Annotated in this window: 24 protein-coding genes; 11 read left to right on the forward strand and 13 right to left on the reverse strand. The window is 71.3% G+C overall.

The window, feature by feature from the left end; genetic code table 11:
* The first annotated feature begins 54 nt into the window (after positions 1–54).
* The 4 genes from ACE7GA_RS18700 to ACE7GA_RS18715 are packed head-to-tail and all read left to right on the forward strand — an operon-like array spanning position 55 to position 3321.
* The gene (locus ACE7GA_RS18700) at positions 55–873 is read left to right on the forward strand and encodes an RNA methyltransferase (RefSeq protein ID WP_376089840.1); all 819 of its coding nucleotides are present in this window, start codon (positions 55–57) and stop codon (positions 871–873) included.
* A gap of 56 nt (positions 874–929) precedes the next feature.
* Positions 930–1562: a CDP-alcohol phosphatidyltransferase family protein gene (locus tag ACE7GA_RS18705; protein ID WP_376089843.1), complete on the forward strand. Its 633-nt coding sequence runs from the start codon at positions 930–932 to the stop codon at positions 1560–1562.
* Positions 1559–2557: a phosphatidate cytidylyltransferase gene (locus ACE7GA_RS18710; RefSeq protein WP_376089846.1), complete on the forward strand. Its 999-nt coding sequence runs from the start codon at positions 1559–1561 to the stop codon at positions 2555–2557. Before ACE7GA_RS18705 ends, ACE7GA_RS18710 begins: the two co-directional genes overlap by 4 nt.
* On the forward strand, positions 2554–3321 hold the full coding sequence (locus ACE7GA_RS18715) for a lysophospholipid acyltransferase family protein (protein ID WP_376089849.1): 768 nt from the start codon (positions 2554–2556) through the stop codon (positions 3319–3321). The genes ACE7GA_RS18710 and ACE7GA_RS18715 overlap by 4 nt, the downstream gene beginning before the upstream one ends.
* Positions 3322–3496: 175 nt before the next feature.
* Here the strand turns inward: ACE7GA_RS18715 and ACE7GA_RS18720 are convergent, their stop codons facing one another.
* On the reverse strand, positions 3497–3916 hold the full coding sequence (locus tag ACE7GA_RS18720; RefSeq protein WP_376089852.1) for a 4-oxalocrotonate tautomerase family protein: 420 nt from the start codon (positions 3914–3916) through the stop codon (positions 3497–3499).
* Positions 3917–4032: 116 nt separating this feature from the next.
* Between ACE7GA_RS18720 and ACE7GA_RS18725 the strand changes: the two genes are divergently transcribed.
* Positions 4033–4890, forward strand: coding sequence for a LysR substrate-binding domain-containing protein (locus ACE7GA_RS18725; protein WP_376089855.1), 858 nt, complete (start codon positions 4033–4035; stop codon positions 4888–4890).
* A 325-nt stretch (positions 4891–5215) separates the two neighbouring features.
* Here the strand turns inward: ACE7GA_RS18725 and ACE7GA_RS18730 are convergent, their stop codons facing one another.
* The gene (locus tag ACE7GA_RS18730; RefSeq protein WP_376089858.1) at positions 5216–5443 is read right to left on the reverse strand and encodes a hypothetical protein; all 228 of its coding nucleotides are present in this window, start codon (positions 5441–5443) and stop codon (positions 5216–5218) included.
* Positions 5444–5658: 215 nt separating this feature from the next.
* Between ACE7GA_RS18730 and rpsD the strand changes: the two genes are divergently transcribed.
* Entirely contained in the window at positions 5659–6276 is a 618-nt protein-coding gene (gene rpsD / locus ACE7GA_RS18735) for a 30S ribosomal protein S4 (RefSeq protein ID WP_376089861.1), read from the forward strand.
* Between the two features lie 79 nt (positions 6277–6355).
* Here the strand turns inward: rpsD and ACE7GA_RS18740 are convergent, their stop codons facing one another.
* Positions 6356–6655: a hypothetical protein gene (locus ACE7GA_RS18740; protein ID WP_376089864.1), complete on the reverse strand. Its 300-nt coding sequence runs from the start codon at positions 6653–6655 to the stop codon at positions 6356–6358.
* Between the two features lie 258 nt (positions 6656–6913).
* Between ACE7GA_RS18740 and ACE7GA_RS18745 the strand changes: the two genes are divergently transcribed.
* Positions 6914–7678: a hypothetical protein gene (locus ACE7GA_RS18745; protein WP_376089867.1), complete on the forward strand. Its 765-nt coding sequence runs from the start codon at positions 6914–6916 to the stop codon at positions 7676–7678.
* 4 nt (positions 7679–7682) lie between these two features.
* Here the strand turns inward: ACE7GA_RS18745 and ACE7GA_RS18750 are convergent, their stop codons facing one another.
* From ACE7GA_RS18750 to purL, 4 genes are all read right to left on the reverse strand, one after another.
* Complete coding sequence (locus tag ACE7GA_RS18750) at positions 7683–8831, reverse strand: MFS transporter (protein ID WP_376089870.1); 1149 nt, start codon at positions 8829–8831, stop codon at positions 7683–7685.
* A gap of 99 nt (positions 8832–8930) precedes the next feature.
* Positions 8931–9266, reverse strand: coding sequence for a Grx4 family monothiol glutaredoxin (grxD, locus tag ACE7GA_RS18755; RefSeq protein WP_376089873.1), 336 nt, complete (start codon positions 9264–9266; stop codon positions 8931–8933).
* Positions 9267–9280: 14 nt separating this feature from the next.
* The gene (locus tag ACE7GA_RS18760; RefSeq protein WP_376089876.1) at positions 9281–9514 is read right to left on the reverse strand and encodes a BolA/IbaG family iron-sulfur metabolism protein; all 234 of its coding nucleotides are present in this window, start codon (positions 9512–9514) and stop codon (positions 9281–9283) included.
* Between the two features lie 26 nt (positions 9515–9540).
* The gene (gene purL, locus ACE7GA_RS18765) at positions 9541–11772 is read right to left on the reverse strand and encodes a phosphoribosylformylglycinamidine synthase subunit PurL (RefSeq protein ID WP_376089879.1); all 2232 of its coding nucleotides are present in this window, start codon (positions 11770–11772) and stop codon (positions 9541–9543) included.
* Between the two features lie 309 nt (positions 11773–12081).
* Between purL and ACE7GA_RS18770 the strand changes: the two genes are divergently transcribed.
* Together ACE7GA_RS18770 and ACE7GA_RS18775 are read left to right on the forward strand one after the other, a co-directional pair.
* On the forward strand, positions 12082–13743 hold the full coding sequence (locus ACE7GA_RS18770) for a M10 family metallopeptidase C-terminal domain-containing protein (protein ID WP_376089882.1): 1662 nt from the start codon (positions 12082–12084) through the stop codon (positions 13741–13743).
* Between the two features lie 146 nt (positions 13744–13889).
* Positions 13890–14219: a hypothetical protein gene (locus ACE7GA_RS18775; RefSeq protein WP_376089885.1), complete on the forward strand. Its 330-nt coding sequence runs from the start codon at positions 13890–13892 to the stop codon at positions 14217–14219.
* Positions 14220–14393: 174 nt separating this feature from the next.
* On the opposite strand, the gene ACE7GA_RS18780 is transcribed toward ACE7GA_RS18775, so the two are convergent.
* A complete protein-coding gene (locus ACE7GA_RS18780) occupies positions 14394–15374 on the reverse strand; it encodes a Bug family tripartite tricarboxylate transporter substrate binding protein (RefSeq protein WP_376089888.1) in 981 nt (326 codons plus the stop codon).
* Between the two features lie 292 nt (positions 15375–15666).
* Here ACE7GA_RS18780 and ACE7GA_RS18785 point away from each other — a divergent pair, with 292 nt between their 5' ends.
* Positions 15667–16656, forward strand: a complete 990-nt coding sequence (locus ACE7GA_RS18785) for an SDR family NAD(P)-dependent oxidoreductase (RefSeq protein WP_376089891.1) — start codon at positions 15667–15669, stop codon at positions 16654–16656.
* Between the two features lie 96 nt (positions 16657–16752).
* Positions 16753–18543, forward strand: coding sequence for an LCCL domain-containing protein (locus ACE7GA_RS18790; RefSeq protein WP_376089894.1), 1791 nt, complete (start codon positions 16753–16755; stop codon positions 18541–18543).
* 18 nt (positions 18544–18561) lie between these two features.
* Here ACE7GA_RS18790 and purQ read toward each other — a convergent pair whose 3' ends face one another.
* The 5 genes from purQ to purC all read right to left on the reverse strand — a co-directional run bounded on the left by purQ (position 18562) and on the right by purC (position 20975).
* The gene (gene purQ / locus ACE7GA_RS18795; RefSeq protein WP_376089897.1) at positions 18562–19236 is read right to left on the reverse strand and encodes a phosphoribosylformylglycinamidine synthase subunit PurQ; all 675 of its coding nucleotides are present in this window, start codon (positions 19234–19236) and stop codon (positions 18562–18564) included.
* A 122-nt stretch (positions 19237–19358) separates the two neighbouring features.
* The gene (locus tag ACE7GA_RS18800) at positions 19359–19643 is read right to left on the reverse strand and encodes a hypothetical protein (protein ID WP_376089900.1); all 285 of its coding nucleotides are present in this window, start codon (positions 19641–19643) and stop codon (positions 19359–19361) included.
* A 61-nt stretch (positions 19644–19704) separates the two neighbouring features.
* A complete protein-coding gene (locus ACE7GA_RS18805; RefSeq protein WP_376089903.1) occupies positions 19705–19938 on the reverse strand; it encodes a hypothetical protein in 234 nt (77 codons plus the stop codon).
* 1 nt (position 19939) lies between these two features.
* Positions 19940–20179 (reverse strand): phosphoribosylformylglycinamidine synthase subunit PurS, encoded by a 240-nt coding sequence (gene purS, locus ACE7GA_RS18810; RefSeq protein WP_376089906.1) that lies wholly within the window; start codon positions 20177–20179, stop codon positions 19940–19942.
* A gap of 10 nt (positions 20180–20189) precedes the next feature.
* Entirely contained in the window at positions 20190–20975 is a 786-nt protein-coding gene (gene purC / locus ACE7GA_RS18815; RefSeq protein ID WP_376089909.1) for a phosphoribosylaminoimidazolesuccinocarboxamide synthase, read from the reverse strand.
* Positions 20976–21246 lie beyond the last annotated feature (271 nt).

The raw sequence follows: 21246 nt of genomic DNA on the forward strand, positions 1-21246 counted from the left end.
TGACCCGCCCCGCGTTGACCCGGGGTGGCCGGCGCGGCATGGGGCGCCCCTCCCATGACCTCCCCCATCAAGCCTATCACCTGGAAGCGCGAGGGCGGGGCCGACCTGACGCCGCCCGAGGGTGAGTCGCCGATCGTCGTCCTCGTCCGGCCGCAGCTCGCGCAGAACGTCGGCACCGCGGCGCGGGCCATGGCGAACGGGGGATTGTTCCACTTGCGGCTCGTGGCGCCGCGGGACGGGTGGCCGCAGGCGACGGCATGGCACGCGGCTTCCGGCGCCGACCGCATCCTGGACGCCGCGACCGTGCACGGGACGGTGGCCGAGGCGGTCGCGGACTGCCAGCGCGTCTTCGCGACCTGCCCGCGCCCGCGCCACGTGATCGTTCCCGTCCGCACCGCCCGGGCCGCGGCGGAGGACCTGCGGGCGATCTGCGGCCGCGGCCTGCGGACGGCGGTCCTGTTCGGGCCGGAGAGGGCGGGCCTCGACAATGACGACATGGCGCAGGCCGACACGCTGGTGCGCTACCCGCTCAACCCGCAGCACATGAGCCTGAACCTCGCGCAGGCCGTGATGATCCTGGCCTATGAATGGTGGACCGCGGCTGAGCCCACCCCGCCCCGCGCGCTGATGACGAACGAGACGCGGGTCGCGACGAAGGGGGAACTCGAGGGGTTCCTGGCCCGTCTCGTGTCGGAACTCGATGCCTGCGGCTTCCTCGACAACCTGCCGAAGCGGCCGGGGATGGTGCGGAACCTGAGACATCTGTTCGAGCGCGGGGAGGTGACGGAGCAGGAATTGCGGACGCTGCACGGGGTGGTGACGGAATTGTCTCGGGGGCGGATGGTGCGGGGGAGGGTGCCGGAGGAAGGCTGAGCCGCGGGCCTGGATCCGAATGGTGCCCCGTTGCCGGGGGCGTGCCATGGTGAGGCATGGACGGAACGGACCGCCGCCCCATCGCTGCCCGCGACTTGGCGATCATGAACCGCGTCGCCCGCTGGCTGATCGAACGTGACGCCTCGCCGGATGCCATCTCCGCGGCGGGGATGGGGGCCGGCCTCATGGCCGGATTCATCCTCGCCGGGACGGCTTGGTGGCCGGAGGCGGCTCGGCCGCTCTGGCTGCTGGCGGCGGTCTTCGTCCAGTTGCGGCTGCTCGCCAACCTCCTCGACGGCATGGTCGCGATCGGGCGCCGCGTCGCCTCGGCGCGCGGCGAACTCTGGAACGAGGTCCCCGACCGCGTCTCCGACACCGCGGTCCTCCTGGGCCTCGGCGTCGCCGCGGGGAGCCCGGCCTGGGGCCTCGCGGCCTCGCTCGGGGCGATGTCCGCGGCCTATATCCGGGCGGTCGGCCGGACGGTCGGCGCGCCGAGCGACTTTCGGGGGCCCATGGCGAAGCAGCACCGCATGGCGCTCGTCACCGCGCTGGCGATCTGGTGCGCCGCCACGCCGCTTGCCTGGCACGCGGCGCTGCCCTCCTGGTCGCTCGTCGTGATTACCGTCTTGTCCGTGCTGACGGCGCTACGCCGGCTGGCCGGCATCTCGGGGCACCTCCGCGGCGCATGACCCGGCCCACCGCACCCGAGGGCCTCGCCCGCGCCTTCGAGCATCCGGTCGCACTGGGCATCGTCCTCGCGACGCTCGGCGTCGTCGCGGTCGCGGCGGTGCTGATCGGCGCGATGACCCTGGCGGGGAAGGGCTCGCCGGCCCTGCGGCGGGAGCTCTGGCTGCGCCTCGGCGCCTGGTGCGTGCTGCTGCCGCTGATGCTCGGCCCCGTGCTGCTCGGGCGCGTGTTCACGATCGCCGCGGTCACGCTCCTCGGCCTCGCGTGCCTCCGGGAATACGGGCGCGCGACGGGGTTCTTCCGCGAACATCTCCTCGTCGGCGTCGTCGTGCTCGGCATCCTCCTCGTGAACTTCGCGGCGCTGGATCACTGGTACGGGTTCTTTGTGGCCCTCTGGCCGCTGACGGTCACGACGATCGCCGTCGCCTCGATCCCGCTGGACCGGCCGCAGGGCTACATCCAGCGTACCGCGCTCGCGACCGTGGCCTTCATGCTGTTCGGGGCGGGGCTCGCGCATCTCGGCTACATGGCCAACGACCCGGGCTACCGACCCTTCGTGCTGCTGCTACTGACGGCCGTCGCGCTGAACGACGTCGCGGCCTTCACCTGGGGCAAGTTGATCGGCGGGCTGAAGCTGCTGCCGAACACCTCGCCGGGGAAGACGATCTCCGGCGCCGTCGGGGCGCTGGTGACGACGACGGCCGTCGTCGCGCTCGTCGGCCAGCCGATCTTCGCCGGTACGCCGATGGAGCGCTGGGACCTGCTGATCCTGCTCGGCGCGCTCGTCAGCCTCGGCGGGCAGCTCGGGGACCTCACGCTCTCCTCCATCAAGCGGGACCTCGGCATCAAGGACATGGGGACCGTCATCCCGGGCCATGGCGGGGTGCTCGACCGGTTCAACTCGATGCTGCTCGTCGCGCCGGCGACCTTCCACCTCATCGGCTACTACGTCGGTTTCGGGCTGGACCAACCGACGCGGCTCATCACCGGCGGATGACGGAAGGGGATACCCCGCCGGGCGCGCGCTTCGACCTGCGGCCCGCGCGCGACCACGGGCTGACACCGGCGCAGCGCCTGCGCAGCCAGGTGCGGGAGGCGGGGCTCGGTACGCTCGCGCTGAACGGGGCGTGGCGGGTGCTGACACGCGGCTACCTCGCGGCCGCGCATCGGCTGGCCGTGGCGGGGCGGGAGAACCTGCCGGCCGAGCCGCCCTTCGTCCTCGTCGCGAACCACGCGAGCCACCTGGACGCGCTGGCGCTCTCCTCCGTGCTGCGGGGCGAATGCGCGCGGCGCGCCTTCGCGCTCGCGGCGGGCGACCACTTCTTCACGACGACGGGCGGCGCGGCCTTCGCGGCCTATGCGGTCGGGGCGCTGCCGGTCTGGCGCCGCCGGACGTCGCGGCGGGACCTTGAGACGCTGCGCGCGCGGCTGCTGGAGGACCGGCTCGTCCTCATCCTCTTCCCCGAGGGAACCCGGTCCCGCGACGGCGCGATGGCGCGGTTCCAGCCCGGCCTCGGTGCCCTCATCGCGGGCACGAAGGCCCCGGTCGTGCCCTGCTGGATCGAGGGCGCACATGCCGCCTGGCCGGCGACCGCGCGGATGCCGCGGCCCCGGCCGCTTCGCCTGGCGATCGGCGCCCCCCTGTCCTTCGCGGACGTCCCGAACGGCCGCACGGGGTGGGAGAGCGTGACGCAGGCGGCGGAGGAGGCTGTGCGCGCCCTCGCACCGTCGCGGGAAAGGGGCGAGGGGCCGGCCACCTGAAGGGCTCCTGCCGGGACCGGGCACGCCGGCGCGGCGGCCAGTCCCGGTTCCCGCACGGGATCGCCATGCCGGCGATGGACGCTGGCACGGACCGGGACGAGCCGTCAGCGGCGTTCACGGCCACGACGCCGCCGGGTGCCGCCAGCCCGGATCGTCCCGCGCCACTCGGCCGTGACTACGCGTTCACGGCTGCCCGCAGGCGCCCGGCGATGAAGCGCTGCTCCTGCGTCACGCCGCCATAGCCGTAGGCCGCGGCGGGAACCTCGTGCACCAGGACGTAGCTCTCGGGGTGCACGCGCCCGCCGAATAGGTCGCGCATGTGCTCGAAGACGGCGTCGAGATAGGCAGCCAGCTCGGTCTTCGTGTTCGTACCGTCCACGACTTTGATGTCCAGCCAGAAGCTCGCTTCGCCCGTCTCGGCGAGGGACCGCCCGCCGGCGAACCAGTGCTCCGGCCCGACGTGGTGGAGAGCGACGGCGGTGACCGTCGGGTCCTTCCGCAGGTGCTCCGCGGTCAGCGCGGAGAGGCGCGCCGAGACCCGGGCCGAACGACCGGCATCAGGCGTGCCGGAAAGGGTGACGTTGAGGATGGGCATGGCGTGGGTTTCTGTCCCGGCAGGCGGCGGGATGCCGCCTCACCCACCGGGATGCGCTCTTCAAAGCCGCATAAGAATCGAATAGTTCGATACGGAAACTTCGAGCATAATGAAGCATGCGGCCGCTCGATCCCGACCTTCTGCGCACGTTCCTGGCCTTCACCGATGCAGGCAGCCTCACCCGCGCGGCGGAGGCGGTCGGCCGCACCCCCTCCGCCGTCACGGCCCAGGTGCAGCGCCTGGAGGCCGAACTCGGCGCGGCGCTCCTCGTCCCGGCCGGCCGCGGCCGCGTTCTGACCGAGGCGGGGGAGGCCTTGATGCCGCATGCCCGCCGGGTGCTCGAGGCGCATCGCGACGCGCGGCTGGCCGTGGCCGGGCTCGACGCCTCGGGGCGCGTCGCGCTCGGCGTGACGCAGGATTTCGCGGATACGGTTCTGCCCGGGCTGCTGCGGAGCTTCGTTGCCTCGCATCCCGCGGTGCGGCTGGACTTGCGCGTCGGGCGGTCCGCGCCGCTGCTGGAGGATCTGGCGGCCGGGCGCGTGGACCTCGCGCTCGTCATGGCCGGCGGCGGGGCGGGGGAGGAAGTGGCGATCCTGCGGGAGCCGATGCGGTGGATGGCCGCATCCGGGGGTCTCGCCGTGGGGGCAGGCGAAGTTCCACTGGCGGTCCTGGACGCGCCCTGCGGCTTCCGCGACGCCGCCCTGGCTGCCTTGACCCGCGCCGGCCGGCCGCACCGGATCGCCGCGACAAGCCCCAGCCTTGCCGGGCTGCGGGCTGCCGTGCGTGCTGGCATCGCCGTGATGGCCCGGACGCGGCGCTTCGCGGGGGAGGGGATCGCGGTGGCGCCGCGGGCCTTGGACCTGCCCCCCTTGCCGTACGCGGTGTTCAGCCTGCGGCTGCGGCGCGACCATGCGGCGCCGGTGGGGCGCCTCGCGGCCCTGCTCGCCGAGGGGCTGCGTGCCCGTCCGGCCTGACGGCGCGACGGGCGTCGCATCCATGCCGCCCGCGGCACTGCGTCGGGCAGCGCTGTGCGGCATTCCGGCACCCTCGCCGATACAGGGAACCCGGCGCGATTCAGGTCAACGGGGCGCTGAAGGGGATGATCGTTTGCGAGTCTGCCCGTCTCATCGGTTCCGCCGGCGGTACGCGGGCCCGGGCGGCTTCCCCGATCGTGCTCTGAGCGCGCGCCCCCGCCTCGGCCCGGGCTGAACTCGCCCGCCAAAAACCCGCCGTCCGGGCCGCTCTCGCCGGAGTACGCGGCCCGCTTCCGGCGGGCGCGCGGTCCGGCACCTTGTCGGTTTAGCCCCGCTCCATCGCGCCGTCGGCTTGGAGCCGGGCGACGAGCCGCTTCGCCAGGAGGTAGCCCAGGCCGCCGGCGACCGGCGCCGCGGGCAGGACGAGGAGCCAGGCGATGTGGACGCCCTGGACCACCAGCCCCAGGCCGACGCCGAGCATCAGCCCCCCCACCAGGCTGCCGACGACCCCCGCCGTCAGGCCGAGGACCAGGATATCCGCGCGCAGGTTCATGGCCGGGGAGGTGGACGGGTTTCGCCGGTTTGACAACGGGACATCCGGCGGGCCATACGCCCGCCTCCTTCCGGGAACGCGGACGTGCCAGGGCCCTTTCGGGTCCGGACCGGCATGCGCCCGCCCTTCGGCCATCTGCCGTCGGGACTACCGGGACAACACACGGGACACAGGCCGAAGGCCGCCAGCCCGGACGATGACGAAAGGACCCCCGCATGACCAAGCGGGCCGAAAGCAAGTACAAGATCAACCGCCGCCTCGGCGTGAACCTCTGGGGCCGGGCCAAGTCGCCGATCGCCAAGCGGGAGTACGGGCCGGGCCAGCACGGCCAGCGCCGAAAGAACAAGCCGACCGACTTCGGCATCCAGCTCATGGCGAAGCAGAAGCTCAAGGGCTACTACGGCAACATCGGCGAGAAGCAGTTCCGGAAGTACTACGATGAGGCCGTGCGCCGGAAGGGCGATACCTCCGAGAACCTGGTGGAGCTGCTGGAGCGCCGGCTGGATTGCGTCGTGTACCGGATGAAGTTCGCCGTCACGCCCTTCGCAGCCCGTCAGTTCGTCAACCACGGCCACATCACGATCAACGGCAAGCGGGTGAACATCCCGTCCTACCTCGTGAAGGACGGCGACGTGGTCGAGGTGCGCGAGAAGTCGAAGCAGCTGACCGTCGCGCTGGACGCGGTGCAGAACGGGGAGCGCGACGTGCCGGAATACCTGCAGGTCGATGCCCGCGCGATGAAGGGTGCCTTCGTGCGCGCGCCGAAGCTGTCGGACGTGCCGTACCCCGTGCAGATGGAACCGAACCTCGTGGTCGAGTTCTACTCGCGCTGAGCCGACGGGCGGGAGGTCCCGCCCGCATCTGCGACGACGAGCGGGAGGGGGAGCGGGGCTCTCCCTCCCGCTTCGCAATTCAGGAGGACGGTCGCGGCGGAGCGGCCTGAAGCCTTTGCAGCGCGGCGTCCTCGGCATCGTCCCGGAGCGCCGAGAGGTAGAACAGGACGGGCAGCAGGACCGCCCCGGCCGCCGTCCAGGGCAGGATGATCCAGCCGGTTCCACCCGAAGCCGTCACGCCGAGATAGTCGCCGATCAGCGCGCCGAGGCTGCCGACCGCCGCCACGAAGGCGAGGCTCAGCGGGTGCGCGCCACGCCAGACGGACCGTGCGGCCACGGCGCACAGCACCCCCAGGACGACGCACCAATCGATGGACACCGCCGTGGCTCCCTGCCGGTACAACCTCAGCGATGGGAAGGGGGCATGGGTTGCAGGGCCTTTGCGGGGCGGCAAAGCGGCCTGATTGCGACGGCGTGCGCGCGTGGCCACTGCGCCCCTCTCCTGTCACCGGACCGGCCGGCCACTTCCAAGCGGCGAATGAACGCATGCGCCGCGTCGCCCGCTGTTTCCCTGGCCTTCGTCGTTGCGCGGAGTTCCCGTCACCCCCACCCTGGCGCGACTTATGGAGGGACAGGGATGCGGGACGGCGACGCGCGGCGATGGGCCGTGCTCGGTGCGGCGATCTGGCAGATCGTCACGGCCTATCTCTGGATGGCGCTCGGATGGGGGCGGTCGATCATGGACTCCGCCGCGGAGTCGCGAACGCCACTGACGCCGGCGGGCTACGCCTTCTCTATCTGGGGCGTGATCTTCACCCTCGCGCTGGTCTACGCCGTCTGGCAGGCGCTGCCGTCGCGCGCAGAGGACCCGCTGGCGCGGCGCGTGGCATGGCCGCTTGCGGTCGCCTTCGCGATGAACGGTCTCTGGCAGACCTGGGTCACCTTCGCCGGCCGCATCGGCGCGCCGTCCGTCGTCATCATCCTCGTCGCGCTCACCGCGGCGCTCGCGGCGCTCTGGGTGTCGTCCCGTTCCACCGAGCGGGACGGCTTCGCGCGGTGGGTGGTGAAGCCGCTGACCGGGTTGCTCGCGGGCTGGCTGACGGCGGCCGCCTTCGTGAACGTGGCGTCCACGGCGACTCTCTCGGGCATCCTGCCCTCGGGCGGCCTGGGTGCTACGATCACCGCGGCGATGTTCACGCTGGCGGCCGGCGGCGTCGCGGCGTCGATCCTGACCTTGACGGGATCGCCCTGGTACGCGGGCGCGGTGGCCTGGGCGCTGGCGGCGATCGTCGCGGCGAATCTCGGGATCAATCAGGTCAACGTGGTCGAGGCGATCGCGGCCGGGCTGATGCTCGGGACGATCCTGGGCCTGGCCTGGGTCCGGCGTCCCCGCCCGGCGTAACGCTTCACGCCCGCCACAGCCGCGGTGCGACGAGGACGGCCACGATGATGAGCTGCACCCCCGTCGCGACCTGCGGGATCGTCCAGCTTCCGGTCACCGACACGGTCCAGGCGAACAGAATCGGAGCCACCGCGTAGCCCACGAAGCAGAGCGTGGTGGACCCCGCCGTTGCCTCGGCGATGCGGCCGGGCGCGGCGAGGCGCGCGATCTCCGCCTGGAAGATGCCGTTCCACCCCGCGCAGAGCGCGCCGGTGACGACCCCGACCGCGAGCACGGCCCCCTGACTCGTCCCCGCCGGGAGCAAGGCGAAGGCGATGATGACGGCACCGCTGGCAAAGGCCTGGAAGATGAGGGTCGCGGAAGGCCGCCCGCTGCGGTCCGCCGCCCAGCCGAGGACGAGGCGGGATAGCACGCTGCCCGTCTGGATCGCGGCGAAGACGCCGCCGGCCTCGACGAGGGTGAAGCCCCGCGTCGTCGTCAGCCAGGTCACGACGAAGGCCTGAAGGCAGCCCTGCGTCGTTGCGAAGGACAGGGCGAGGATGGTGAGGGCCGACATGCCCGGCCGTCCGCGCAGCGCCTGGAAGGGGGCGATGAGGGTGGTGCGACCGAAAGTCGTCCGGCGCGTCGGATCGCGTTCGAGGTCGAGTGCGGTACGGGCGGGTTGGATGACCACCGTGGCGAGGAGGGCGACGACGAGTACCGCCAGCAGCGCCCAGCCCGCGCCGAGCCAGACGGCCAGCGGCGCGACGAGCAGGCCGGCCACCACGCCCCCGAGGGGCGCCCCGGCCTGCTTGATGGAGAAGATGAGGGAGCGGTGCCGTGCCGGCGCGGTCGCCGCGAGGATGCGGGCCCCCGCGGGGTTGGAAGGGCCGTAGCCCACGCCGAGCAGGATGGAGGCCGCGACGAGCGCCGGCGTCCCGCCCAGCGCCGCGACGCCGAGGCCGAGTGCGGAGATCGCCGTCCCCGCCTGCAACGCCCGCACGGGCCCCACGCGGGTCATCCAGCCGACGCCGAGCACCATGAAGGCCATCGTCGCGACGGTCGTGAGGGACGAGAGCGGCCCGACGGCCTGCGGCGCGAGGCCCGCTGAGCCGGTCAGCAGCGGCGCGAGGACGGGCAGGGACTGCGACATGAAGGTCGCGACCGTCTGCATAAGCAGCGTGACGGCCAGCGCGACCTGCCAAGAGGGGGTGATGGCGGGGCGGTTCAGGGAGAACCGCCCCGCGACCGTTTCACCGGGAAGCGACGCCGGTCAGGCGTTGGCGGAGTGCGGCACGCCCTTCTCGTCCAGCAGCGTCGCAAGCTCGCCGGACTGGAACATCTCGGTGGTGATGTCGCAGCCCCCCACGAACTCGCCCTTCACGTAGAGCTGCGGGATGGTCGGCCACTGGGAGAACGACTTGATGCCGTCGCGGATCTCCATGTCCTCCAGCACGTTCACGCCGGTGAAGGGCACGCCCATGTGGGAGAGGATCTGCACCACCCGGGCGGAGAATCCGCATTGCGGGAAGACCGGCGTGCCCTTCATGAAGAGCACGACGGGATTGGCCTCGATGGTCTGCTGGATGCGGGCGTTGACGTCGCTCATTCGGGAATATCCCTTCAATCGGGTGCCGAGGTTTGCAGGGCGAGGGCGTGGAGCGCGCCCCCCATCCGCCCCTGGAGGGCGGCGTAGACGATCTGGTGCTGCCGCACGCGGGGGATGCCCCGGAAGGTCGCGCTGACGACCTTCGCGGCGTAGTGGTCGCCGTCGCCCGCCAGGTCCTCGATCGTGACCTGGGCGTCGGGGATCGCGGCCCTGATCAGCGCCTCGATCTCGGAAGCCGGCATGGCCATCGGTCGGTCCCCTACGCCCCCGGTCTTCAGGCCTGTGCCATCAGGGCGGGCAGCGTTCCCTCGTGCGCGTCACGCAGCGCATCGAGAGATATGGCCGTTCCGTCGGGCAGGGCCAAGGGGCCGGGGCCCGTGGCACGGGCGATGAGGCGGGCAGGGAGGCCGGCGGCCTTCGCCGCGGCGGTCAGAGCGTCCGGATCCCGGGTGGCGCAGAGGTAGCGGCCCTGGTCCTCCCCGAACCAGAAGGCGTGCGGGGGCAGGGCGGTGTCGGGCGACTCCAGGGCGAGGCCGGTGGCGCCGCCCAGCGCCATCTCCGCGAGGGCGATCAGCAGGCCACCATCGGAGACGTCGTGGCAGGCCGTAACGTGGCCCGCCAGGATCTCGGCGCGGACAAGGTCGCCGGCGCCGCGCTCGGCCGCGAGGTCCACGGGCGGGGGCGGGCCGTCCTCCAGCCCCGCGACCTCCCGCAGCCAGAGCGACTGGCCCAGGTGGCCGCGCGTCTCGCCGATCAGGACAATCGCATCGCCCGGGGAGGGGGCGAGGCCGACGGCCTGGCGCGCATCGTCCAGAACGCCGACACCGCCGATGGCGGGGGTTGGGAGGATGGCGCTCGGGTTCGCCGCGTTCCGCGTCTCGTTGTAGAGCGAGACGTTGCCGCTCACGACGGGGTAGTCCAGCGCTTCGCAGGCCGCCTTCATGCCGCGGATGCATGCCGCGAACTGGCCCATGATCTCCGGTCGCTCGGGGTTGCCGAAGTTCATGTTGTCGGTGATCGCGAGCGGACGCGCGCCAACCGCGGTGAGGTTGCGCCAAGTCTCCGCGACGGCCTGCTTGCCGCCCTCCTCCGGATCCGCGGCGCAGTAGCGGGGGGTGACGTCGGTGGTCATGGCCAGCGCACGCGCATGGCCCTCGATCCGCACCACCGCGGCGTCGGCGCCGCCGGGGCGCTTCACGGTCTGGCCGTTCACGGTGCTGTCGTACTGGTCCCAGATCCAGCGGCGGGAGCAGAGGTCGGGGCAGGCGATCAGCGTCATCAGGGCCGGGGCGATGCCAACGGGATCGGCGACGGGCTCCAGCGGTGCACGGCGCGGCGTTTCGGCCGTCGGGCGGCGATAGAGAGGTGCTTCGGATTCCAGCGGCGCCAGCGGGATGTCGGCCTCGATCTCGCCGCGATGGCGGATGACGATGCGGCCGGTGTCCGTGATGTGGCCGATGACCGCAAAGTCCATTTCCCACTTGCGGAAGATGGCCTCGGCCACGTGCTCGCGCCCGGGCTTCAGGACCATGAGCATGCGTTCCTGGCTTTCCGAGAGCATCATCTCGTAGGCCGTCATCCCGTCCTCGCGCTGCGGGACGTTGTCGAGCACGAGTTCGATCCCGACGCCGCCCTTGCCCGCCATCTCCACGCTGCTGCTGGTCAGGCCGGCGGCGCCCATGTCCTGGATGGCGACGATGGCGTCGGTCGCCATCAGCTCCATGCAGGCCTCGATCAGCAGCTTCTCGGCGAAGGGGTCGCCGATCTGGACGGTCGGGCGCTTCTCCTCCGCGGCTTCGGTGAAGTCGGTGGACGCCATGGTCGCGCCGTGGATGCCGTCGCGGCCCGTCTTGGAGCCGACATAGACGACGGAATTGCCGATGCCCGCGGCGGCACTGAGGAAGATGCGGTCGGCGGGGGCGATGCCCACCGTCATCGCGTTGACCAGCGGGTTGCCGTCATAGGCGCGGTGGAAGTTCACCTCGCCGCCGACGGTGGGAACCCCGACGCAATTGCCGTAGCCGCCGATACCCCGCACCACGCCGTCCAGGATCCGCTTCGTGCGGGGGTTCTTCACGTCGCCGAAGCGCAGCGCGTTGAGGTTGGCGATGGGTCGCGCGCCCATCGTGAAGACGTCGCGGAGGATGCCGCCCACGCCCGTCGCCGCGCCCTGGTAGGGCTCGATGAAGGACGGGTGGTTGTGGGACTCCATCTTGAAGACGGCGGCCAGGCCGTCGCCGATCGCGATGACGCCGGCATTCTCGCCGGGGCCGTGGATCACCCAGGGCGCCCTTGTCGGCAGTTCCCGCAGCCAGACGCGACTGGATTTGTAGGAGCAGTGCTCGCTCCACATCACCGAGAAGATGCCGAGCTCGGTGAGTGACGGCGTGCGGCCGAGGATGCCGAGGACGCGCTCGGTCTCTTCGGGCTTGAGGCCGAACTCCGCGGCGAGCGTGCGGGCGCGGTCGAGGGGAAGCGGCGTGGGCGCGAGGGTCGCGTCGGACATGCGGCGGCTTGTCCCCGGCCGGGGCCTGGCTGTCCAGCGACGAGGCGGCGGTGCCCCTGACACAGAGCGCGAGAGCGCAGCGCGGCGTCGCGAAGGGGCCGGCCGGCGCAACCAAGCGTCGCACTCGGAATAAGCGCCTCGGGGCGAAGGTCGTATCGAAAACGTTTGATTCCGAAGCCAAATCTACTCACTTTTGCGTTTGACCATTCACGAATCCGTGTGCCTGATACCACTCACGGTTGCGTGATGGACCCGCAGATCGCGGTTCCCGGGTGGCCGGAACGGTTCGCCGCTGCATCGGAGTCTCCCGTGACCACTCTCACCGTCGGGTCGGGCAAGCAGTTCTCGACTATCTCCTCCGCCATCGCGGCCTCCCGCGATGGCGACGTCGTCGCCGTGGACGCTGGCACCTACGTCAACGATTTCGCGACGGTACGGACCAAGATCACGCTGGAGGCCGTGGGCGGCCTCGTGCACATGAAGGCGACGGTCCCGCCGACGAACGGCAAGGCCATCCTCGTCAGCACGACTGATCTGACGGTCAGCGGCTTCGAGTTCTCCGGGGCGAAGGTCGCGGACCGCAACGGCGCGGGCATCCGCTACGAAGGCGGGCACCTCACCGTCACCGACTCCTACTTCCACCACAACGAGAACGGAATCCTTGGCGGCTCCGCCAAGACCGGCAGCATCACGATCCGGGACTCGGAATTCGCCTACAACGGCGCGGGGGACGGTTATTCCCACAACCTCTATGTCGGTCAGGTCGGGACCCTGACGATCGACAACAGCTACCTCCACGATGCCTCGGTGGGCCACCAGATCAAAAGCCGGGCCGACAACACGATCATCACGAACAGCCGCATCGCGGACGGCGCGACAGGGACGGGCAGCTACAGCATCGACCTCCCGAACGGCGGCCACGCGGTGATCGAGAACAACGTGATCCAGCAGGGCGCCCTGTCGGGCAACCCGGCGATCGTGGCCTTCGGCGCCGAGGGGAACCTCCGCGCGGGTACGAGCCTGGAGATGAGCGGCAACACGGTCCTGAACGAGATGGCGTCGGGAAGCGTGCGGCTCGTCATGAACCGGACGACGACGACCGCCGACGTGCACGACAACAGCGTCTTCGGGCTGACGACGTCGCAGTACGGCAGCGGGCCGGTGAGCGTCGCAAACATGACGGTGCTGACGACGAAGCCGGTGGTGGACTCGGCGCACCCTTGGTCGGTGGACCCGGCGACGCCCACGGCAACTGCCGGTGACGACGTCATGGTGCTGACGAAGGCGGTCACCGGCGCCACGATCGACCTGCTGGGCGGGGGCGACACCCTGACCCTGTCATCCGCCGGCGCGAACACGCTGACCGTGTCGAACGTCGAGACGATCATCGGCGGCGGCTACGCCGACACGGTCACCCTCGCGACGCCGCTCGTCGGTGGCACGATCGCGCTCGGTGCCGGGGCGGACCGGCTGGCCCTTTCCTCCACCGGGGGCAACGACGTGTCGGTGTCCAGCGTGGAGACCGTGGTGGGTGGGTCGGGGAACGACCGCATCGTCAACCTCGGCCCGGGCGCGCGGCTCGAGGGTGGGGGCGGGGCGGACACGCTGATCGGCAGTGCCAACGCGGACGACCTGTACGGCGGCGCGGCGACGGACCTGCTGACGGGCGGCGCGGGCGCCGACCGGTTCATCTACAAGGCCGTTGCGGACGCGGCCCCCGGGGCGGGCGAGCGCATCACCGACTTCGACGCGACGAGCGACCGGCTCGTCTTCTCCGGGTTACAGAAGGGGGCGTTCGAATTCCGCGGAGACGCGGCGTTCTCTGCGACGAAACACTCCGAGGCGCGGTTCGACGAGGCGACGCACCAGTTGAGCGTGGACGTGAACGGGGATGGGGTCGCGGATATGGGGGTGACGCTGGACGGGGTGACGTCGACCTCGCTGTCGAAGGCGGACTTCCTCTGGGTTTGAGCGGTCACGGCATCGCGGCGGCTCACTCCCGGGGCTGCCGCGAAGGTGCCTGTCGCTGGGAAGCGCCAGGCGGCGGGGCGTGGCATGCTGGCGCCGGAGCCTTCTCCGGCCCATAGGACCCGCCGATCACGGAAGGGGTCCGCACAATGGACAAGGATGAACTTACCGCCTGGGCGCTGAAGAACGGCTGGCAGGTGATGGCCGGCGCACCGAGCCTGACCAAGCCGAACGCGCCGAAGGAGGCGATCGTGCGGATGGTGTTCAAGGCGACGGTAGTGAACGTCGAGGTGAAGAAGCCCGCGGGGAAGTGGGAGAAGGTCTCGGGCGAGGCCTATGGGAAGATCCAGGCCGATCCCGACACTGGGGTTCCGCAAGGGCTGGGGTTCGAGAAGGTCCCGAGCTTCTCGATGCTGATGCAGGCGAACAAGGATCGGCAGGTGTTCGCGAGCATGGGTGGACTGCCGGCACGCCGCTGAACGTGCCGGTTATTCAGGGGACTGCCGGACAGCCGAATCGGCTTGGCATCCTTCGACGGCCGCGCAGCGGCACCCCGATTCACCGTGGTTCAAACGCGCGCGAGTCGCCTGACTGGCACCGTCTTACCACCGTCTCCGAGGCGCGAATGACCGCTCGGTCGCAAGCGGCGAAGCTCACCTTGCCGTCCCCAACACCTTCTCCCGCATGTCGTCGATAAACCCGACCATCCACCGCGTGTAATCGGCCGCCTCAGCCATCGTCCCGCCCACCAGTTCCAAGTTCAGATCCGCCAGCCGCGCCCGCGCCGCCGGGTTCGCCGCCGCCCGCCCGAAGGCCGCGTTCAGCGCTCCCGTCATCTCCGGCGGCGTTCCGCCCGGCGTGAACAGGATGATCCCCATGTTGAACGACAGGTCGGGCAGCCCCGCCTCGATGACCGTCGGCACCTCGGGCAGGGAGGGAAGGCGCTGCGGCGACAGCACGGCCAGCGCCTTCAGGCGCCCTGCCTGGACATGCGGCATCAGCAGCGCCGTGGGCTGGGCGAGGTAGGCGATCCGCCCGGCCAGCAGGTCTGGCGTGTAGTCACCGCGATAGGGGACGTGCAGCCCCTCGAAGCCGAGACGCTGCGCCAGGCGCGCGCCGAGCAGGTGGAACAGCGTCCCCGGCCCGAAGGAGGCGTAGGTCAGCTCCCCCGGCCGCCGCTTCCCCAACGCCGCCAGTTCCGCGATGGAGGAAACGCCGAGGTTCGGCGCCGCCACCACCATCCAGTGGTCCCGCGTCGCCCGCGCGATCGGGGTGAAGTCGCGGATCGGGTCCATCGGCGGCCGCTCGGCCAGCAGGAAGGAATGGACGATCTGGTCGGCACCGCCGAGCAGCAGCGTGTGGCCGTCCTTTTCGGCGCGGGATACCGCCTCGACCGCGATGATCCCACCGGCACCCGGGCGGTTCTCCACGACGACGGGCTGCCCGAGCGCCTCGCTCATCGCCTCGGTGACGGAACGCGCCGTCAGGTCGATCGTCCCCACCCCCGGCGCCACGCCGACGATGATCCGGACCGGCCGCGTGGGCGCCCAGGGGCGCGCCGTCTGCGCCGACGCCGTCTGCGCCGAGAGGGGCAGGAGGGCGCCCGCCGCCCCGATCAATCCGCGCCGCTGCATCCCGTCATCCTCCCGGCCGGCCCCCGCACGCGGCACGGTCCCGGCGCCGATGCTACCGGGCCGGGGCCGCGCGGCGCCAGGGTGGGGCGCGCCGGGGAGATGGGGGCTTGGCCTCCCATCCCGCCGCAACGGCATCCGCCACCGCCGAACGGGAAGCGGCGGCCAGAGCGCCTGCGTGGGACGGGCGTGCCGGCCCCGATGCTGGCCCGGCCCGCGCGCGATCGTCACCATGCCCTCCCTGGCCCGGCCGCGTTGGGCGGTCGGACCTCCCCTCCCTCGGATGCCTGCGGCCATGCGCTTCCTCGTCCTCCTCGTCGCGCTCCTCGGCGCTGCCTGCACCCCGGCGCCGCGGGAGAGCGACCGCGCCTGGGTCGCCGGCCGCACCTGGGTCGTCACCGGCGCCTCGTCGGGCATCGGGCGGGGGGTGGCGGAACGTGCCGGCTCGCTCGGCGCCAACGTCGTCCTCACGGCGCGCCGGGCGGAAGCGCTGGAGGACGTGGCGCGCACCATCCGTGCGAGCGGCGGGGAGGCGCTGGTCGTCCCGCTGGACGTGGGCAACCCCGACTACGCCGAAACCCTGGCCACCGCCGCGGAGCGCCGCTTCGGCCGGGTGGATGTCTGGCTGAACATCGCCGGAATCATCCCCATCGGCCGCTTCGAGGAGGTGCCGACCGAGGAGCACCGCCGCACCATCGAGGTGAACCTCGGCGGCGTCATGCTCGGCACCCACGCCGCGCTGCGACGCTTCCGCGCGCAGGGCTTCGGGACTCTGCTGAACATGGCCTCGGTGGAAGGCCGGATCCCGCTGGCCTACCACGCCTCCTACGCCGCGACGAAGGCGGGGATCATCGGCCTGGACGGTGCGCTGCGGGAGGAGCTGCGGCTGAACGGGCTCGCGGACCGCGTGCGGATCGTGACCATCCTACCCTGGGCCGTGGACACGCCGATCTGGGCCAATGCCGGCAATCGCACGGGGCGGGAGGCGCGCGGCCCGTTGCCCGACGACGCGCGGGATGTCGCGGACGCGATCGTCTGGGCCGCGCTCCACCAGCCCTCCGGCGAGTTTCCCGTCGGGCCCAAGGCAGCGGGGGCCGTGCTGGGTTCGCAGATCGCGCCAGGCCTCGCCAACCGGATCGCCGCGGACATGATGCAGCGCATTCAGATCGAGGGCGCGCCGCCCGCGCCGCCGACTTCCGGCAACCTCTTCGCCCCGTCCCCCGCGCCGCCAACGGTCGACGGCGGCATGCGCGAGCGCTGGCGCCGGGACAACTCGGCGCCCTGAGCGCGACCGACGCGACAGGGCCGGCCGTTGGCGACCCGTGCCGACCGTGCCTAGGCTGCCAGCGGCGACGCGTGGGGGCGATGGATGATGGTGCGGATGATGCGGCTGCTCGGGGTGCTGGCGCTCCTCGCGTCGCCGGCCCTGGCGCAGGACGCGGCGAAGCCGCCGCCGGCCGGCGCGCCCGTCCCCGAGGCCCCGGGCAAGCCCGGGGTGGCCGCCCCGGCCGCGCCCCCGGCGCCGGCCCCGCGAGCCGCGGTGTCGCAATGCCCCGACAACATGGCGGCCTTCGCCGGTTCGTCGGAGGTGCTGACCTGCGCCTGCCCGGCCGCCCTCACTCGCTCCGGCCCGGTCTGGGGCACCGACACCTACACGGCGGATAGCCGGACCTGCCGCGCCGCGGTCCATGCCGGGGCGATCGGCACGGGGGGCGGCGAGGTCACGGTCCGCATGTTGCCGGGGCAACCGCGCTACCTCGGCACGACTCGAAACGGATTTGCCTCCACGAATTACGGATCCTACGCGGCGAGCTACCGCTTCGACCTGCCCGTCGGCAGCGCTACCCCGGCGCCGCAGGCCGCCGCGTCCGGCCCGCAGGACGTGGGTCAATGCCCCGACACGCTATCCGCGTTCCAGGGCAGCACGGAAACGCTGACCTGCACCTGCCCTGACACCATGACCCGCGGCGGCGCGGTCTGGGGCAGCGATACTTACACGGCGGATAGCCGGACGTGCCGCGCGGCGGTGCATGCCGGTGCCATTCCGCTCTCGGGCGGGCGGGTGACGATCACGATGCTGCCGGGCGCAGCGATCCATCCGGGCACCACGCGCAACGGCGTGACGTCGACGAACCACGGCGCCTACGCTACGTCCTTCCGCTTCGAAGGGGTGCAGCGGGCCGAGGGGCCGGGCGTGTGCCCGGACAACATGGACGCCTATCGCGGCTCCGGCGAGCAGCTGCGCTGCACCTGCCCGGCGGAGGCGACGCGCTCCGGCGCGGTGTGGGGAACCGACGTCTATACCTCGGACAGCCGGACCTGCCGCGCTGCGGTCCATGCGGGGGCCGTCGGGCCGAATGGCGGCCTCGTCTCCCTGCGCATGATGGAAGGGCAGGCGCGCTATCCCGGTACGACGCGCAACGGCGTCAGCTCGACGAATTACGGGAACTACGCGGCGTCCTTCCAGTTCATCGGCGTGCAGGCAGGCCCGGCGCTCTGCCCGGACACGATGTCGGCCTATGCCGGCTCCACCGAGGTCGTCGCCTGCCTCTGCCCCGGGGAGCGGACCCTGTCCGGCGCGGTCTGGGGCACGGATACCTACACCGCGGACAGCCGGACCTGCCGCGCCGCCGTGCATGCCGGCGCCATCCCGCTGACCGGTGGGATGGTGAAGCTGACGATGATGCCGGGGCAGCCGCGCTACCTCGGGACCACGCGCAACGGCGTGCAGTCCACGAACTACGGCGCCTACGAGGCGTCCTACCGTATCCAGGCCGAAGGGCCGCGCGCGACCGGCCCGGTGCAGGCGCCGGTCGCAGAGGCGCTGCGGACGACGGGCACGGTGGCGCTCTACATCACCTTCCGCACGAACTCCGCCGACCTGGACGCCAACGCGGTGCCGGTTCTGATGCAGGTGCGTGATGCGCTGAACGCCGACCCGTCGCTGCGGCTGCGGTTGGTCGGGCACACTGACAATACGGGGAATGACGGGATCAACATCCCGCTTTCCGGTCGGCGCGCGGAGTCCGTGCGAGCCTGGCTCGTCGCGAATGGCGTGTCGCCGGACCGGGTGGCCTCGGAAGGCCGGGGCGCGACCCAGCCCATCGCGAACAACGCGGACGAGGCGGGGCGGTCGCTGAACCGCCGCGTACAGGCGGTGCGGGTGCAGTGACGGGCGGGCGCCGGCCGGTCAGGCCGGCGCCAACGCCTCGGCGATCGAGGTGAAGAGGGGGAGGCCGTCCTCCCCGCCCATCAGCGGGTCCACCAGATCCTCCGGGTGCGGCATCAGCCCGAGGACGCGGAGGTTCTGGGACAGGATCCCCGCGATGTCGCGCGAGGCGCCGTTGCGGTTGGCGTCGTGGTAGCGGAACGCGACGAGACCCTCGCCCTCCAGCCGGTCGAGCGTCGCGTCGTCGGCGAAGTAGTTGCCGTCGCCATGGGCCATCGGGGCGCGGAAGGTCGCGCCCTTCTGCCAGTGCGCGGTGTAGGGCGTGCCGGCCCGCTCCACACGCAGCACGCATTCCATGGACAGGAACCGCAGATCCTTGTTCCGTAGCAGCACGCCCGGCAGCAGCCCGGCCTCGCAGAGGATCTGGAAGCCGTTGCAGACGCCGAGCACGTGCCCGCCCCGCGCGGCGAAGTCGCGTACCGGGCCCATGATCGGGGAATGCGCCGCCATGGCCCCGGTTCGGAGGTAGTCGCCATGGGAGAAGCCGCCCGGCAGGACGACGAGGTCCGTGCCGCGGGGCAGTTCCGTCTCCCCGTGGAAGAGGATCGTCGGCTTCTTCCCCGTCGCGTGTTCCAGCGCGATCGCCATGTCGCGCTCCCGGTTCGTGCCGGGGAAGAGGAGGATGACGGCTTTCATGGTCAGCTCCGAAAGTCTGTTGGAAGACCGAGCCCTTCTCCAAGGCCTCTGGCGGCACTCGGCGAAACTAGGTGTGCTGTACCGCTAATCTGCGTGACACCGTACGACTTGGGCGCCGGTGGTCACGGCTTCGGTCTTTCCATCAACTCGCGACCATTCTTTGCCGCCCTTATCATGAACCAGAAGGGCAACGCGAAGATCAACAAGCCCATGGGGAAGAACAAAGCACCAAGGAAGAAGAGGGCGGGGACAAAAGCAACAAGCCACACTGCCGCAGCGAAGATGACGACGCCTGACAAGGCTGTCAGCATCACACCGAAGGTTGGCCGGAGCAGCCCGATACAAGCGATTCCACCAATCGCGAATGGCCCAATCAAAAACAAAAGGTCCGCCGCGTCCAGGCGCATCAGAGTGAACCTTGGGGCATCGGCGACAGCGCCGTTGCACCCCGAGCCCGTTCGGCGTGTCTCAGCCGTTTTGCCAAACGCGCAGCCACTGCAGCCCGCCTAACACTAGTAGCGTTGCCACCGCAGCCAGCGCCGCCGCCGTCACCCACCGGTTCGCCTTGCGCTTCTGCGCGGCGATCCAGCCCTCCCGACGCACCACGGGTCGCAGCGCCTCGACGCGCTGTTCCCGCCACCGCAGCCCGATGGAGATGAGGACGGTCAGCACCGTCATGATGACGAGGCTGGCCTTGATCACGTCACGCGACTTCGACGCGGAAGGACTCGATGACCGTATTGGCGAGGAGCTTCCGCGCCATCTCCTCGCCTGCCGCCCTGGCGGCCGCCGGGTCGGTCTCGCTGACCTCCAGCTCGATCACCTTGCCCGCCCGGACCTCGCCGACCCCGGAGAAGCCGAGGTTCCCGAGCGCATGCCCGATTGCCTTCCCTTGAGGATCCAGCACGCCGGGCTTCGGCATGACGAAGACGCGAAGCTTCATCGGGGCAGCCTCATGCGAGACGCAGCCCGGCCATCTGCATCATCTCCGGCCCCTTGAGGTCGCGGACGCCCGCCTCCGGCAGGATGCCCAGCCGCTTCGCCACTTCCTGGTAGCCTTCCTCGACCTTGCCGAGGTCGCGGCGGAAGCGGTCCTTGTCCATCTTCTCGCCGGTCTTGGCGTCCCAGAGCCGGCAGTTGTCGGGGCTGATCTCGTCCGCCAGCACGATCCGCATCTCGTCGTTCTCGTACAGCCGCCCGAACTCAAGCTTGAAGTCGACCAGGGAAATGCCGACGCCGAGGAAGAGGCCGGTCAGGAAGTCGTTCACCCGAAGCGCCAGTGCGACCATGTCGTCCAGGTCCTGCGTCGAGGCCCAGCCGAAGCAGGTGATGTGCTCCTCCGACACCATCGGGTCGTTCAGCGCATCGTTCTTGTAGTAGTACTCGACGAGGGAGCGCGGGAGGCGCGTGCCCTCCTGGATCCCCAACCGGGTCGCCAGCGAGCCCGCGGCGATGTTGCGGATCACCACCTCCAGCGGAATGATCTCGACCTCGCGGATGAGCTGCTCCCGCATGTTCAGGCGGCGAATGAAGTGGGTGGGGACGCCGATCTCGCCGAGCCGCATCATCAGGTGCTCGGAGATGCGGTTGTTCAGCACGCCCTTGCCGGTGATGATGCCCTTCTTGGCGCCGTTCCCGGCCGTCGCGTCGTCCTTGAAGTACTGCACGAGGGTGCCTGGCTCCGGTCCCTCGAACAGGACCTTCGCCTTGCCTTCGTACACCTGCCGCCTGCGGGCCATCGGGGTCCCCCGGTCACGTGATCCGGGGGCCTGGACCCGCCGGGAATAAAGCTGCGCGCCCGGGCGGGCAGGGGGTGCCCTGGCCCGGGCGGCTCGTGACGGGGGTATAGCAGGGGGGGCCCCCGGCCAACCGCGAGCGGCAGAGGAGCTCACCGACCCCCCGCGCATGCCGCATGGCGGAACGTTCCGAAGTTGCATCCGGTGCTGCTGACGGTCGCGTGAACCCCGGCCGCCAACGGGCGCCTCTCCCGCGCGTTATCACCGGGGCGCG

This window comes from Roseomonas sp. CCTCC AB2023176 (assembly GCF_042259275.1).
Classification (GTDB): domain Bacteria; phylum Pseudomonadota; class Alphaproteobacteria; order Acetobacterales; family Acetobacteraceae; genus Roseomonas.